This is a genomic window from Streptomyces sp. NPDC055078 (assembly GCF_053607985.1).
On record NZ_JBSGUP010000134.1, the window covers coordinates 1 to 15,494 of the forward strand.

Below are 15,494 nucleotides of genomic sequence, written 5' to 3' on the forward strand. Positions count from 1 at the left end.
TTTGCCTGCCCGGGTGCGCATATCAAGCCTGTCCGGCGTTTGAGGACGGACGCCTGGCTCCGGGTGCTTGGGGCTTGCGAACCGGGGTGCGCATATCAAGCCTGTCCGGCGTTTGAGGACACCCCGCAGGGGTGCGCGTCAGCCGGACACACCGCGGCAAACACATGGCGCGGGCACGGCAACGACACGCGGTCGACCCAGCCGCAGGGCCCGGGCCCGGCGAGGGGTCAGGCCGGCCCCGGCCGATGCCCCAGGCTCAGACTGATCCGCTCCGCCGCATCCCGCACCTGCCGCCCCAGCTCCTGGAACCGCCAGCTTGGCTGGTCCAGTTTGAGCCCGGTGACACTGATCGCCCCGGCGGTGTCACCGCGGTGGTCGCGGACCACGCTGCCGACGCAGAAGATCCCCTCGGCGTCCTCCTCGTCGTCCAGGGCGTACCCGGAGGCGCGGATGTCCCGCAGATGGGTGATCAGGGTCTCCTCGTCGGTGATGGTGCGTGAGGTGCGGCGGCGCAGCCCCGTACGGGCGATCAGCTCGCGCGCCTCGTCCTCGGGCATCTCCGCGAGCAGCGCCTTGCCGAGCCCCGAGCAGTAGGGCAGCTCACGCGTGCCCATCCGCAGATCGAGGCGGGGGCCCTGCTCCAGGTCGACCTGGTCGATCACCACGGCGTGGCCCGCTTCGAGGACCGCCACCCGGGAGGCCATCCCGGTGGACCCGGTGAGGTCGAGCAGGACCGGGCGGGCGACATCGCGCAGGGAGACCTGGGAGCGGGCCCGGTCGCCGAGCCTGGCCAGGGTCATCCCGAGGCGGTAGCGGCGGTGCATCCCCTCGCCCTCGTCGGCGACGAGCCCGTAGTGGCGGAGCGTCTGGAGGATGCCGAAGGCGGCGCTCTTGGAGATTCCGCAGGCTTGGCCCACCTCGGTGACGCTCATGCCGTGGCCGGGGCCGCGGGTGGCGAGGGCCTCCAGGATCTCGGCGCCCCGACCGACCGTCTTCACCCAGTACTTGGCGGGGTCGGCGGCCTCTCGCCCCTGTCCCCGACCGTTCCGCGTATCTGCCTGCTCGGATCCCTGACTGTTCTGCATATCCGAACAGGGTAGTCCTGAAGCGACTCGTTGTCTCCAAGACGAGTCTTGACGTGGGTGAAATGGCCATCTAACCTAAGCGCACTGTTTCGATATACAGAACAGTGTTTTGAAAAACAGCAAAACCAGCAGAACCAGTGAAGCTGGCAACGCCAGCAACACCAGCAAAGCCAGTAGAAGCAGTTCGCAAGTTGATCGCGACGAATGCCGGGCGGATGGCACCCGTGACCGAGGGCTGAGCAGAGCCCCCGGTCCGACCGACAGCAATCGACGCAAGGAGCACCGCATGACGCTCGCCGAGCGCGCCCGCCGGGTCATCCCGGGAGGCGTCAACAGCGGCCAGCGCAGCATCCCCGGGTTCACCGATCTGGTGATCACCCGTACCCGGGGCGCACGTTTCTGGGACCAGCACGGCCGCGAGTTCACCGACTACCACGCCGCCTTCGGGCCCGCGCTGCTCGGCCACAACGACCCCGACGTGGCCGCCGCGACCACCGCCGCCGGAGCCGAGCTGGCCCTCCCGGGCGTGGCCGTCACCGACGCCGAGGTCACCCTCGCCGAACGTCTCACCGAACTGGTCCCCTCCATCGAGAAGGTTCTGCTCACCAGCACCGGCAGCGAGGCCACCTTCCACGCGCTCCGGGTCTCCCGGGCCGCCACCGGACGCCGGCTCGTCGTCAAGTTCCAGGGCTGCTACCACGGCTGGCACGACTCCGTGAGCCTCAATGTGATCTCGTCCCCGGACCGGGTCGGGGCCCATGACCCCACCTCCGCCGGCATCCTGCCGGAGGTCCTGGACGCCACCCTGGTCCTGCGGTTCAACGATGTGGCCGCCGTCCGCCAGGTGTTCGCGGACCACGGCGACGACATCGCCGCCGTCATTCTCGAACCCATCCCGCACAACGTCGGCGCACTGCTGCCCACCGACGACTTCCTGCGCACCCTGCGCGATGAGTGCACCCGGGCCGGCAGTGTGCTGATCTTCGACGAGGTCATCACCGGCTTCCGGCACGCCCTCGGCGGCTACCAGTCGATCTGCGGCATCACCCCGGACCTCACCGCCCTCGGCAAGGCGATCGCCAACGGCGCCCCGGTCGGCGCGCTCGGCGGCCGGGCCGATCTGATGGAGCTGTTCAGCACCCGCCCCGGCGGCCCCGCGTTCTTCGCCGGGACGTACAACGGCCACCCCCAGGTGGTCGCCGCCGCCCTCGCCACCCTGCGGAAGCTGACCGACGAGCCGGTGCACGAGCACACCTTCCGGCTCGGTGAGCGCGCCCGTACCGGACTCTCCGCGCTGTACGAGAGCCTGGGCGTGCCCGCCGTCGTCACCGGCTACGGCTCGGTCTTCGTCAGCTACTTCATGGCGGGCCCCGCCCCCCTCTCGTACGACGACCTGCTCGCCAACGACGCGGCCCGGTTCATCGGCGTACGCCGCAACCTCACCGAGCACGGGATCTTCGAGCTGCCGCTCAACCTCAAGCGCAGCCATATCTCGTACGCGCACACCGACGCCGACATCGACCATCTCATCGAGTCCACCGAGGCCGCCGTCCACAAGACCCTGACCGAGGGCGGACCGGCCGATCTGGCCCACACCTCCACCATGGGCGGAGCACAGCGCTGATGCTCACCGTCAACACCAGCCGCCCCACCGGGCCCGCCGGGCGGATCACCCGGGTCGAGACCCTCGTCCTCGGCACCGCCTGGCGTGACTTCGGCTATGTCCGTATCCACACCGACGAGGGCCTCAGCGGAGTCGGCGAGATCACCCACCCCTACCGGGTGGCCGAGACCTGCGCCCTCACCGAGGCGATGGGCCGCCGCCATCTCATCGGCGCCGACCCCTTCGACGTCGAGGAACTCTGGCTGCGGATGTACCAGGGCGACTATCTGCGCGGCGGCGACATCGGCGGCGTGGTCGTCTCGGGCGTCGACCAGGCGCTGTACGACCTGATGGGCAAGGCGGTCGGACTCCCGGTGTACCGGCTCACCGGGGGAGCCACCCGCGATCGCGTACGCGTCTACGCCAACGGCTGGTACACCGGCGAGCGCGAGCCCGAGGTCTTCGCCGCCAAGGCCCAGGAGACGCTCGCGAAGGGGTACACCGCCCTCAAGTTCGACCCGTTCGGTGCCGGACTGCACCATCTGGAGAAGGCCGAGCTGCGCCGCTCGGTCGAGCTGGTCGCCGCCGTCCGCGACGCCGTCGGCCCCGACACCGACCTCTTCATCGAGGGCCACGCCCGCTTCGGCACCGGCACCGCCCGCCGGCTGCTGCACGAACTCGCGCCGTACGACATCGGCTGGTTCGAGGAGCCGATGCCCTGGACGCATATCGAGCGGTACGCGGAGCTGCGCGCGATCGCGCCGTTCCCGATCTCCGGCGGTGAGCACTTCCACAACCGGTACGAGTACAAGCAGCTCTTCGCGACGGGCGCGGTCGACATCATCCAGCCCGATCTGTCGATGGCGGGCGGCTTCACCGAACTGCGGAAGATCGCGGCCCAGGCGGACGCCCACGGCATGACCGTCGCCCCGCACAACTCCAACTCCCCGCTCTGCACCACCGCCTCGGTGCACGCCGCCCTCGGGATCACCAACTTCCAGATCCTGGAGACCTTCGACGGACTCCTCGAGCCGTATGTCTTCGACGCGGTCAAGGGCGCGCTGCCGGTGGTCGACGGCCATATCGAGCTGCCCACCGCCCCCGGCCTCGGCATCGAACTGGTCGATGAGGTCTTCGCCGAGCACCCGCCGAGCCACCGTTTCTGGAACATGTTCGCCGAGGGCTGGGAGAAGAGGAACCGCACATGATGCAGGGGCCGTACCCCACGGCAGGGGGCCGGGCGTGATCATCGACGTGCACTCCCATCTCTTCCGGCACAGCCATGACTTCGACGCCACCTTCCGCGACGAGTCGGCGCGCGCCCACGCCGGTGAGGTCGACCTCACCGTCCGCTGGGAGGAGTACGCGGCCACCGCCCCGGACGGCACCCGTACGGTCGTCGTCGGCGGCAAGGCCCGCCGCAGCGGACTGTGGGTGGACGACACGGCCGTCGCCGCCTACGCCGGGGCCCACCCCGACCGGCTGATCGGCTATCTCTCCATCGACCCCACCCAGCCGGGCTGGCAGGACGAACTCACCCACGGCCACCGGGACCTCGGGCTGCGCGGCATCAAGATCATGCCGATGTACGCCGGGTTCAACCCCGCCGACCCCGCCTACGACGAGCTGTTCGGCTACGCGGAACGGCACGGCCTGCCGATGCTGGTGCACACCGGGACGACGTTCATCTCGCAGGCGCCGCTGGAGTACGCCATGCCCCGGCATCTGGACTGGGTCGCCATGCGCCACCCGGAGCTGCGGATGGTGCTCGCCCACCTCGCCCACCCCTTCGAGGGGGAGTGCGTCGCCGTCATCCGCAAACACCGGCATGTCTACGCCGACATCAGCGCGCTGCACTACCGCCCCTTCCAGCTCTGGCACAGTCTGCGCCTCGTCCAGGACTACGGCGTCTGGGACAAACTGCTCTTCGGCAGCGACTTCCCCTTCACCACGGTGAACGACTCCGTCGACGGACTGCGCCGTATCGCCCGCGTCCCCGGTATCCCCGGACTCGACCCGCTCGACCAGGACGCGGTCGAAGCCCTGATCCACCGCCCCGCGCTCGGTCTGCTGGGTCTGGACTGAGCCCCCCCAAGACCGGGGGCCCGGTCGCGGGCGGCCTTCCCCGCCGCCGGGCCCCCTCTCCACCCGTATCCCTCCGTATCCCTATGTATCTCTCCGTATTTCTCTGAGCCGGGAGCATCTGAATGGACCGCTTCGACCTCACCGGACGCACCGCGCTGGTGACCGGCGCCGCGCGTGGCCTCGGCCGCGCCTTCGCCATCGCGCTCGCCGACGCCGGGGCCGAACTGATCCTCACCGACCTGCCCGGCGCACCCGGCCTCGCCGAGACCGCCGAACTCGTCCGGCGTCCGGGCCGGACCGTCCGCGTCCACGAGCAGGACCTGTCCCGTACGGAAGAACTCACCGGCTTCGCCGACCGGGTGCGCGCGGACGCCGGACCGCTGCACATCCTCGTCAACAACGCGGGCGTCGCCGCCCTCGAACGCTTCAACGAGGTCACACCGGAGAGCTGGTCCCGGGTGATGCGGGTCAATGTCGACGCCGTCTTCTTCCTCACCCAGCGCGTCGCGGAACATATGATCGCCGACTCCGTACCCGGCCGGATCATCAACATCACCTCCAAGAACGGCCTGGTCGCGGAGGCCGGGCTCGTCCACTACAACGCCTCCAAGGCCGCCGTCGACCTCCTCACCCAGACCCTCGCGGTGGAACTCGCCCCGCACGCCATCACCGTCAACGCCATCGCCCCCGGCATGGTCGAGACCCCCATCGACGGCGAGTTCCCCTTCGACCGGGAGGCGTTCGAGGCCGCCTACCGCGAGCGCATCCCGCTCGGCCGCTACGCCCGGCCCGACGAGTGCGCGGGCGCGCTGCTGCTGCTCGCCTCCGACGCGGGCGCCTACATCACCGGCACCCGGATCGTGGTGGACGGCGGCGTACTCGCCGACCAGATGCCCCGGACCCGCTTCATGCCGCCGTACCGCACCACACTGTCGTCCCCGGATCAGCCGTCCGCCGCCGCGGACCCGGATGAGAGACACCTGCCTTGAGCCCGCAGAGCCCGCAGAGCCCGCAGCCCCCTGACGTCCTGGCCCCCGACCCTGCCGCCGACCCTGCCGCCGACCCTGCCGCCGCCGCCCCCTCCTCCCGCCGCCGGCTGCTGCACCTCGGCGGCGCGGGCGCCGCCCTCGCGGTCGGCACGACCATCGCGGCCCCCCGCACCGCCCACGCCGACAGCCGCGCGAACCGCTCGCCCCGCGCCCATGACACCGTCGCCGAACTGCTCGCCCGCCCCTCCCGGGCACTGACCCACGGCGAACTCGCCGTCGTCGCCGGATACCGGACCCCCGGCGACGGCGGAGGCATGACCCTGCGTTACGACGCCCGTACCACCGCCGCCGCCAACGGGGGTACGGTCCTCAGCCCCCGGGACGCCCCGCGCCGGGGCCGCTGGCACCAACTCCACGACGGCGCCCTGGACTTCCGCCGCTTCGGCCATTTCGACGCGAAGACCCCCGCCGACGACGCGCTCGACGCCATGGTCGACGACCCCGCCGTCCACCGGATCGAGGCCCGTACCGATCTGCTGTTCCGCCGCCGCCACACCTTCTTCCGCTCCGATCTCGACCTGGACTTCGGCGGCAACACCGTCCACACCGGAGGCATCGAACGCAACACTCACGACAACCCCTTCGGCGCGGTGCTGTTCTTCCGGGGCAAACCGGGCGCCGACGCCGACACGGTCCGCCACACCCTCCCCGAGAAGGTCATCGAACTCACCGACGCCTTCCCGGTACCGGACTCCGCCGCGTTCGGGGTCGGCCAGTGGTGGACCGTCACCAGCGACACCGTCGCGGGCGGCGGGCGGGACGAGCGCGAACTCCAGCGCCTCGTCCAGATCACCCAGATCATCGACGGCACCCATGTCCGCGTCGACTACCTCAACGGCTGGGAACTGGCCCCCGGACGCACCCTGACCTGGACTCCCGTACGACCCGTCGAGCGGATCACCGTACGCGACATGGTCTTTCTCGGCGCGGGCGAGGACACCGGCGCCACCGACGACCAGTACACCGGCTCCCACCCCGTCGCCTTCGAGTACGCCGTCGACTGCGATGTCTCCGACCTGCATGCCACCGGCACCTTCTGGCCCGTCGTCATGCGCCGCTGGGGCAACCGGTTCACCACCGAACGCTGCTCCCTGAAGAACCCGCCCACCGTCCACTTCGGCGGCGCGGGCTATCTCACCCAGCAGATCTACTGCATCCACGGCCGCGTCGCCGACTGCGCCAGCAGCAACGCCCGCCATCTCAACGACCTCACCGCCTCCGCCTACTGCCGGGTCGTCAACTGCCACGGCGACGGCGACGACCAGGGCGGCAACCCCTTCACCACCCACGGGCAGTACGAACACGACCTCGTCTTCGAGGGCAACTCCGGACTCATGGATATCGCCAACTCCGGAGCGCAGTGGGGCACATCGGCCAAACGCATCACCGTCCGCGACCATGTCTGCTCCTGGTTCACCGCCAACACGAAGATCACCGACCTGACGCTGGAGAATGTCAAGGTCATCGCCCGCCCCACCTTCGACAGCGCGGGCACCCTCACCGTCAACGCCGACGGCGCCCAACTGCGCGGCTGCAGCGCCTCCTCCTTCGCCGTCGGCCAGCGCTCCGCCCGGTCCACCCGCCCCACCACGGTCACGGACTGTGTCTTCACGCTCCCCAAGAGCAGCGTCCTCGTCCAGACACCCGTCACCACCACGGTCCACTTCGTCCGCTGTACGTTCACCGGACTCGACGGCAACATCCTGCGCGGCCCCGGTCCCGTCCGCTTCACCGACTGCACCCTGACCGGCGCCCAGGACGCGGCCCCCCTCTCGGTGGGCTCCGGCGAACTGCGCATCGACGGCGGCACCCTCACCGACACCGGCATCCACCTCACCGCCGTACGCGACCAGCGCCTCGCGATCGGCGGCGGCGCGGCCCTGCGCGGCGACAACGCCGAACACGCCCTGCTCACCCGCGCGAAGGGCGCGGACGGCGCCACCGTCACCTGGGACCTGGCCGACCTCCGCAGCACCACCGCCGAAGCCGCCGCCCATCTGCGTATCGATACCGGAACCAACCGCTACGCTGCCGTCGGCGCCCGCTTCACCGGCGGGAGACTCACCCTCGCCCCCGCCGCGTTCACCGGCTCATCGGCGCTGCTGCACACCTCCTGCACCGAGGACGGAGTCACCCGCACCGCCGTGCCCGAGGACGGCGACCGCGTCCGGACCACGGGCAACCTGGTGCTCTGAGCCCGTATCTCCGCCGCTTTCGCCGTACGAGAGGATTCCGGCCCATGGAGTACCGCACCGCGACCCCGGCGGACGAACCGTCCCTCCACGCCCTGTGGCACACGGCCTTCGGGACCGCGCCGGTGGCGGAGCTGTGGGCCCGCGACCAGGGGCGGCACCGCCGTACCTTCGTCGCGGCGGACGGCGGACGGGTGCTCTCCGCCGTCCACTACCAGCCCCGGCCCATCCGCTCCGCCGCCGCGACCGTGGAGCGCGTCGGCTGCCTCGGCTCCGTCGCGACCCTCCCCGAGGCCCGTGGCCGGGGCCATGTCTCCGCGCTCCTCACCCAGGCCGTACGGACCATGACCGACGACGGCTGCGCCTGGTCGCTCCTGTTCACCGGCACACCACGGGTCTACGAGGGCGCCGGCTGGCGGACGTTCACGGCCTCCGGCTGGACCGGCCCGCTGGCGCCCGAAGCCGGAAGCCCGGCTCCCGACCCCCGGGTCCGCCCGGCCCGGCCCTCCGACCTCCCCGCCCTCCGCGACGGCTACGACGCCCACCGCCCCCTCACCACCGTCCGCACCCCGGAGGACTGGCAGCACCGCGTTCCCGTCTGGTACGACCCGGCCGTCACCGAAACCCTGGTCGCCCAGGCCCCCGACGGCCGCCCCACCGGCTTCCTCGTCCTCCGCCACCGCGACGACACCGCCCTGATCGCCGAGATCGCCCTCTCCGCCGACGCCCCCTCCGTCGCCCGTGCCCTGCTCTCCGCCGCCGCCGGACGCGCCCGCGCCGCCGGACACAGCACCGCCGACGTACGCCTCCCACCGGACGACGCGGTGGTGACGGCCCTCCCCGCGCTCCTGGCCGACGCCCGCCCCGTGGAACACCGCACAGGTATGTACCGCACCCTGCACGCGGACCCGGCGGCCGTCCGCGCCACGGTCACCGCGCCGGGGGCGGTGCACTGGCACGGCGACTCGTTCTGAGCACGGTGCCTTCGCCGCTCGCGGACAGGCCGCAGGTCCATTTCTGACGTCATGGACCAACCGTAGAGCCAGGGTCTGACACTCCGGATTCCCGGACCGCCGGAGCGGATCGGCCGGCCTCGGTGAGGTTGCCCGAAAGCCGATGCGGCTCGTGCGCGGGGTGGTACTTCTGGAGGCATGGAACGTATCCGGGGGCGGGGGACTGGCTGGCTGTGGGTTGTGCTCTGCGGGGGGTGTGTCGCTGCTCTGGCCGTGTGGTTGACGGAGCGGAAGCCGGGGGGTGAGGCCCTGGACGGTACGGGTCTGCTGATCGCGCTGCCCGGATTGTTCGTGGCGGTGTGGTCGGCCCATATGGCCCTGAGCACGCTGCGGGTCCAGGTCCCGGACACGACCGCGCTCGCCGCGAAGCTCGCCGCGGAGGTCACCCTCGCCGAGACCAGGGAACGTGCCCGCCTCCTCGGAGATGTCGGCACTCCGATCGACGTACGGTTCACGCTGCGGCCCGCGCCCGCCCACAACGCCGCGGGCGCCGACCCCGACGGGAGCCTGAGCGGGGTGATCGACTACTACCGCCGGCTGCGGCCCGGCCGGCTGGTGATCACCGGGGCGGCCGGTTCGGGCAAGACGGTCCTGGCCATCGAACTCCTTCTCACGCTGGTCGAGGACCGAGGTCCGCGCGACCCGGTACCGGTACGCATGTCACTCGCCTCCTGGACCCGTATGCCCACCGTCACCACCACACGCGACATCGGCGACGCGGTCAGGATGTGGATGCGGCGGCATCTGATGGAGACCTTCCAGCTCTCCCGTGCCGCGGCGACCGCCCTGGTCGAGGACGGGCTGATCCTGCCCGTCCTGGACGGCCTGGACGAGATGGACGCCGGAGGCGGAGACGCGCCACGGGCCCGCCGGGCGATGCGGGAACTGGACGCCTACCGATACGGACGCCCCCGCGCGGGCATGATCCTGACCTCCCGCAGTGCCGCGTACGAGGCGCTGGGCACCCACGCACGCGACACCGCCCGAGTGGAGATCACCCCCGTCAGCGCGGCGCGGGCGTGTGCCTTCATCCGCTCCCACACCCAGGACCCGGCCCGGTGGGACGACGTACTCCGGGAACTCGAAACCGCCCCCGACGGGCCCCTCGCCCAGGGCCTGTCGACTCCGTGGCGGCTGACGATGGCCGTCTCCCTCTACGAACAGTGCGACCCCGCCACCGGAAGCCACGCCCTCGCACCCGCCGGTCTGCTCGTCCCCGCCCTCACCGGTGTGGAAGCGGTGCGTGACCACCTCGTCGACCTGTTCCTCCAGCACGCCGCGACCGGCCACCTCCCGCCCCCGAACCGGATGACCCGCCCTCAGGTCCACGCCCGGCTGCATGTGCTGGCCCGGCACCTGGAGGACAACATGGGCGGCACCCGGGTGATCCGGGGCCGGGCGCTGTCCGGCATCGACCTCATCCCGCACGAACTGTGGCCCCTCGTGGGGAACCGGCGCGTACGAGCCGCCCAGGTCCTGCTCTACCTCGCGATCGTCGTCCCGGTGATCGCCATCGGTATGAGGTTCCTGAGCAGCGATGTCAACCACTACATGGGGCTCAGGGACATATCCGGCCGCGAGCTGTTCGTCCATCTGCTCGCCATGGTGGCGCCGATCGTGCTCTTCGGCGTCGTCCAGACGTGGGTCCGGGTGTGGCCGCGCCCCCACCGCCTCGGGTCACCCACCCTGCGCACCCTCCGGGACTGGGGCCGTGCCCTGAGCGGACTCATCACCGGGTCCATCGCCGGATTCGTGATCGCGGTGGCCGTCGGGTCGATGGTCCTGCTGATCATCAACGTGTCGGACGGGAGCTTCGAGCTGTCCTTGGACCCGTACTGGGTCTGGGAGCGCAACGTCGTGCCGATGATCGCTGCCGTGGGGATATTCTTCGGGCTCCCGGCCGGATTCATGTTCGGGCTCGTGGGCTCGCTCTTCCGCAGGGAGGTCTCCGAGGTCGGCGACCCGCGCCGCCTCATCCGCGACGACCTTCTGGTGGCCCTCACCATCACCGTGGTGATCATCCTGGCCCTCGGTATCTCGATCGGGCTCATCGCCACCCTCGACCCTCCCGGCTACCTGCTCTTCGCGCCACTCGCCGGCACACTGGCGGCGATCACCGCCGGACTGGCGAGCGTGCCCGCCGGCCTGCGCTACGGCGTCTTCCTGCTCTTCACCCGCTTCGGGCACCACCGGCTGCCCTGGCGGCTGGGCCGATTCCTGCACTGGGCCACCCAGGTCGGCATCATGCGTACCGCCGGAACCGCCTATCAGTTCCGCCACCGCGAACTCCAGGACTGGCTCGCCCAGCACCCCGCTCCCTGAGCCACTGGTGGAACCAGGCACCGCGGTACACCGATGCCCGCCGAGCCGATCACGCGAGGCCGAACACGCCCTGTTGAGATCAGCGGTGCGGCCTCGGATGATGTCCTGTCGGGACAACTGGTCGGTACGAGGGGGCTCATGAGACACCGGATGCAACTGGCGCTCCAGATCCTGCTGGTGCTTCTCGCCTGTCTGCTCGGTATCGTCACCAACTACGCCACCAACGTGGATGACGCGCCGTGGCTGCTCAAGCTCATTCAGCAGGCGTCCGTACCCGCCATGGGTCTGCTCGTCCTGGCGATAGTGCTCGGGCAGGTCGTCGTCCACCGGCTGGAGAATCCCGCGCCGCCACAGGCGGACTGGCCCCGGGACCGAGTGCCGTACCCGGGTCTGGACGCCTTCATGGAGGACGAGGCCGCCGTCTACTTCGGGCGGGAAGCCCAGGCCGCGGAACTGACCCGCAGGCTGCACACATCGGCAGACCGGCCCGCCGACCGGTACGTCGTCGTGGTCGGCGCGTCAGGCAGCGGAAAGTCCTCGCTGGTCAGGGCCGGTGTGATGCCAAGGCTACGAGGGCGCAGATGGACTGTCCTGCCCGCCTTCGCTCCTGGCCCCAACCCGCTCGGGGCTCTCGCCGGCGCGATCGCCGCTGCCGGAGGGAGGGAGCAGGTGAACACCGTCCTGCGGCGGCTGCGACAGGGGCCGGGGTCCCTGGGGGTGGAGCTGTCCCGGCTGCACAGTGGCCGCTTTCGCCGCACGCTTCTGGTCATTGACCAGCTGGAGGAAGTCATCACGCTTGCTGGTGAGCGCGAGCGCGCACAGTTCCTCGAAGCGATCCGCACCTGCGTGGACCGGGACTCCCGTGTCCGCATCCTGGCGACACTGCGGGTGGAGTTCCTCGGACAGTTCCTCGGCACCGCTCACGCCGACCTCGTTCAGGGCCCGATCGCTGTCGGAGCGCTGACCAGAAGCCGGCTGGCCGAGGCGGTGGAGCGACCGGGTTCACTGGTCGACCTGACCTTCGCACCCGGGGTCGTCGACACCATGATGGACGACGCGGGCACGGACGATGCCCTGCCTCTACTCGCCTACCTCCTTCAGGAGCTGTACCTTGCCTCCGGCGGTCCAGGCGCGACCGTTACCGATGAGCTGTACCGCAGTCTGGGGGGCGTGGCCGGTGCCCTCGCCCGGCAGGCCGACCACACTGTGGGCGAGATCGGTCCGGATGACGGGATCGACCAGGTGCTGCGGGTGCTGCTCAAGTTCGTCACCGTCCAGGGGCAGGAAGTGGCCCGCAGACGCGTTCCCCTGTCCGAGCTCACGGACCGGGAGCGCCGTGTCGTGGACGCGTTTGTGGACGCGCGGCTGCTGATGTCCGACGTCCATGGGGACACGCTCTCAGGACAGGTGCCGTGCGCTCAGGTGACCCATGAAGCGCTGTTCCGCCAATGGGCCCCTCTGAGGCAGGAGGTCGAGGCACGCACCGAGCAGCTCCGCCAACGCGCCGAACTCGAACGATGGGCCGAGGACTGGGAGCGTTCGGTCCGGAGTGACGACTATCTGCTCACCGGTGAACGGCTTTCTCTTGCACAGCGCTGGCTTGCCGCTCTGGAGGAGACCGGCCAGGCGTCGCCGACCGCGCACTCGCTCGTCCAGTCCTCGCAGCGGCGTGATCTCTCCTATCTGCGACGGGTCTCGCACAGCATTGGCCAGTACGCTCTCGGCATCGCCGAGAGCCGTCCCGAGCGGGCGATTCTCCTTGCCCTGGCCGCCCTCGGCGAATGTACGCCCACCCCGTCGGCGCGCCGTGCCCTGATGACGGCCCTGGCATTCAGCCATATTCACACCCGTCTCGACGGGCACACGGACACCGTTCGTCACATCGTATGGTCCCCGGACGGACGCTCGCTCGCCACCGCTTCCAGGGACGGCACCGCCCGTATCTTCGACGCCGGGTCGGGGCGGTCGCTGCTCGTCCTGCCGTCCGACGGTGTGATGGTCGAAGGCGTCGCCTGGTCGCCCGACTCCGCGCGCGTGGTCACCACGGGTCGTGACCGTCTCGTACGGGTCTGGGACGCGGTGACCGGGCGACCGGTGCGGGCGCTGACCGGCGCCTCCGACATCGGCAGGCAGGCTGCCTGGTCCCCTGATGGCAGGCTGATCGCGGCCACGTCGAAGGACGCCGCTGTCAGGGTGTGGGACGCCGAAACCGGTGCTCTGATCCACACGTTGCGCGGTCACAGCGACGATGTCTGGGGAGTCTCCTGGGCTCCCGACAGCACGCGGCTCGCGTCGGCCTCCCACGACCAGACGGCGATCGTCTGGGACCTGACGACGGGCACTCCGGCCGTCACTCTGACCGGCCACTCCGATTTTGTCGAGGGCATCGCCTGGTCTCCCGACGGCCAGGGCATCGCCACGGGGTCCGGCGACCACACGGCACGCATCTGGGACGCCCGCACCGGCGAACTGCGGCTGCTGCTCCGGGGGCATGACGACTACGTATGGAACCCGGCCTGGTCCCCGGACAGCCGGGCGCTCGCCACCGCGTCGTCCGACCGCACCGTACGTGTCGTCAGCACCCGGGACGCGAAGGTTCTCGCCGTACTGCGGGGCCACACCGACACGGTGTGGGGTGTGTCCTGGTCGCCCACGGGCCGTCGGCTCGCCACCGCCTCGACCGATGGCACCGGAGCGGTTTGGGACGTACGGCCTCCCGGAGCCGAGAGCCTGCTGATCGACGGGGGCCGCAGCCCGGTGAACCAGGCCGCCTGGTCATCCGATGAGAGTCGCGTCGCGACCGCCGCCGACGACGCCACGGTCCGTGTCTGGGACGCGACCACGGGAGAGCCGATCGGGCAGACCGTTCTGGACGACCGCGTCTGGAGTGTCGCCTGGGCACCCCAGGACGACCGGCTCGCGCTCAGCACCAACGATGGAACCTTCCGCGTCATGGACGAGTGTTCCAACCCCGTCTTCGAGCACCGGGGCGACACCACCGAGTCCTGCGCCTGGTCTCCGAGCGGCGATCGCATCGCCACCGGGGGACATGACGGCACGGTGCGGCTGTGGGACGCGCGCAGCGGCACCGAGGTAATGTCCTTGGCCGGGCATCAGGACTGGATCGGCCGCCTCGCCTGGTCCCCAACCGGCCGCCTGCTCGCCAGCGTCTCCGACGACCGCACCTGCCGCCTCTGGGACGTCCGTGAGAACCGGCAGTTCACCGTCCTGCGAGGGCACGACAACTACGTGGACGACATCGCCTGGGCTCCCGACGAACAGCGGGTCGCAACAGCCTCCGGCGACTGGACCGCCGCTGTGTGGGACACCACCACGGGACGCCGCATCGACACCCTGAAGGGTCACGAAGGCAGGGTCCGAGCCATCGCCTGGTCACCGGACGGTCGATTCATCGCGACTGGTTCCGACGACCGTACGGTACGAGTCTGGTCGGCCGGGACCTTCGAGGAAGCCGTGATTGCCGGTGTCCACCGGGACAAGGTGACGTCCGTAGCGTGGTCACGGGACGGCACCCGGCTGCTGACCGCCTCCTGTGACGGAACGGCCCGGGTTTGGTCCGCTACCCCCGACTTCGACCGGCTTGAGGCATACGCGCGCGGACGTGTTTTCCGTACCCTCACCGAGGCCGAGCGGACTCAGCACATGCTGCCGCCCGCGCCGGACTAGTCACCACCGCTCCTCGACGGTCCGGTCGTCCGTGTGCACCAGATAGTCATTCGGATCGAGGTTCATGTCCTCGCGGGCCCGTGACGACCAGTACATCGCATTGCGTTCGGCGAAGGTCTCCGGACCGTCGTAGGAAAGCAGCCAGACGAACTGGTTGCGTTCCCGGTCGACCCACGCGCCACCGATGGTGAACCCCATCTCCAGCCGCAGCGGCACGATCTCCGCCCGCCACCGCTCGACCCACTCGTCGAGCATTCCTTCACGGACGGTGTAGGTGCGGAGCTGCGTGGTTCTGGGCATGGGAAGCCTCTCGTGAGCGCGCCTCGCTCTGGAGACACAAGCTGTGTCCGGCGACAGTCCGACCCTCGTACCGCCTCCGGGCCGAGCCCGTGTCATCGGGCCCGGCCCGGAGCCGGTGTGAGGCGTCGCTGTTCGCGAGGCTCGGTACGGATCAGGTG

General features: G+C 70.5%; 10 protein-coding genes. 8 read left to right on the forward strand and 2 right to left on the reverse strand.

From position 1 onward, the window contains the following. Positions 1-227 precede the first annotated feature (227 nt). A complete protein-coding gene (locus ACWF94_RS14480) occupies positions 228-998 on the reverse strand; it encodes an IclR family transcriptional regulator (protein WP_453487686.1) in 771 nt (256 codons plus the stop codon). Between the two features lie 373 nt (positions 999-1,371). On the opposite strand from ACWF94_RS14480, the gene ACWF94_RS14485 reads away from it, so the two are divergent. The 8 genes from ACWF94_RS14485 (at position 1,372) to ACWF94_RS14520 (ending at position 15,036) form a co-directional block, all read left to right on the forward strand. After that, on the forward strand, positions 1,372-2,709 hold the full coding sequence (locus ACWF94_RS14485; protein ID WP_453487678.1) for an aspartate aminotransferase family protein: 1,338 nt from the start codon (positions 1,372-1,374) through the stop codon (positions 2,707-2,709). Further along, on the forward strand, positions 2,709-3,896 hold the full coding sequence (locus tag ACWF94_RS14490; RefSeq protein ID WP_453487679.1) for a mandelate racemase/muconate lactonizing enzyme family protein: 1,188 nt from the start codon (positions 2,709-2,711) through the stop codon (positions 3,894-3,896). The genes ACWF94_RS14485 and ACWF94_RS14490 overlap by 1 nt, the downstream gene beginning before the upstream one ends. Before the next feature lie 34 nt (positions 3,897-3,930). Further along, positions 3,931-4,773, forward strand: a complete 843-nt coding sequence (locus ACWF94_RS14495) for an amidohydrolase family protein (protein ID WP_453487680.1) — start codon at positions 3,931-3,933, stop codon at positions 4,771-4,773. Between the two features lie 122 nt (positions 4,774-4,895). Next, the gene (locus ACWF94_RS14500; RefSeq protein ID WP_453487681.1) at positions 4,896-5,762 is read left to right on the forward strand and encodes an SDR family NAD(P)-dependent oxidoreductase; all 867 of its coding nucleotides are present in this window, start codon (positions 4,896-4,898) and stop codon (positions 5,760-5,762) included. Positions 5,763-6,076: 314 nt separating this feature from the next. Next, on the forward strand, positions 6,077-8,017 hold the full coding sequence (locus ACWF94_RS14505) for a peptidase C14 (RefSeq protein ID WP_453487687.1): 1,941 nt from the start codon (positions 6,077-6,079) through the stop codon (positions 8,015-8,017). Between the two features lie 44 nt (positions 8,018-8,061). Then, positions 8,062-8,988 (forward strand): GNAT family N-acetyltransferase, encoded by a 927-nt coding sequence (locus tag ACWF94_RS14510; protein WP_453487682.1) that lies wholly within the window; start codon positions 8,062-8,064, stop codon positions 8,986-8,988. 252 nt (positions 8,989-9,240) lie between these two features. Next, positions 9,241-11,349: an NACHT domain-containing protein gene (locus ACWF94_RS14515; protein WP_453487683.1), complete on the forward strand. Its 2,109-nt coding sequence runs from the start codon at positions 9,241-9,243 to the stop codon at positions 11,347-11,349. A gap of 138 nt (positions 11,350-11,487) precedes the next feature. Further along, positions 11,488-15,036 carry an nSTAND1 domain-containing NTPase gene (locus ACWF94_RS14520; RefSeq protein ID WP_453487684.1) on the forward strand — a complete coding sequence of 1,183 codons (3,549 nt, stop codon included), beginning with the start codon at positions 11,488-11,490 and terminating at the stop codon, positions 15,034-15,036. On the opposite strand, the gene ACWF94_RS14525 is transcribed toward ACWF94_RS14520, so the two are convergent. Then, positions 15,037-15,336 (reverse strand): NIPSNAP family protein, encoded by a 300-nt coding sequence (locus ACWF94_RS14525; RefSeq protein WP_453487685.1) that lies wholly within the window; start codon positions 15,334-15,336, stop codon positions 15,037-15,039. Positions 15,337-15,494 lie beyond the last annotated feature (158 nt).

Excerpts from the sequence above, each read along its gene's own strand:
- ACWF94_RS14485 (WP_453487678.1), top strand. The coding sequence starts at position 1,372 with ATGACGCTCGCCGAGCGCGCCCGCCGGGTCATCCCGGGAGGCGTCAAC.
- ACWF94_RS14490 (WP_453487679.1), top strand. The coding sequence starts at position 2,709 with ATGCTCACCGTCAACACCAGCCGCCCCACCGGGCCCGCCGGGCGGATC.
- ACWF94_RS14500 (WP_453487681.1), top strand. The coding sequence starts at position 4,896 with ATGGACCGCTTCGACCTCACCGGACGCACCGCGCTGGTGACCGGCGCC.
- ACWF94_RS14505 (WP_453487687.1), top strand. The coding sequence starts at position 6,077 with ATGACCCTGCGTTACGACGCCCGTACCACCGCCGCCGCCAACGGGGGT.
- ACWF94_RS14510 (WP_453487682.1), top strand. The coding sequence starts at position 8,062 with ATGGAGTACCGCACCGCGACCCCGGCGGACGAACCGTCCCTCCACGCC.
- ACWF94_RS14520 (WP_453487684.1), top strand. The coding sequence starts at position 11,488 with ATGAGACACCGGATGCAACTGGCGCTCCAGATCCTGCTGGTGCTTCTC.
- ACWF94_RS14525 (WP_453487685.1), bottom strand. The coding sequence starts at position 15,336 with ATGCCCAGAACCACGCAGCTCCGCACCTACACCGTCCGTGAAGGAATG.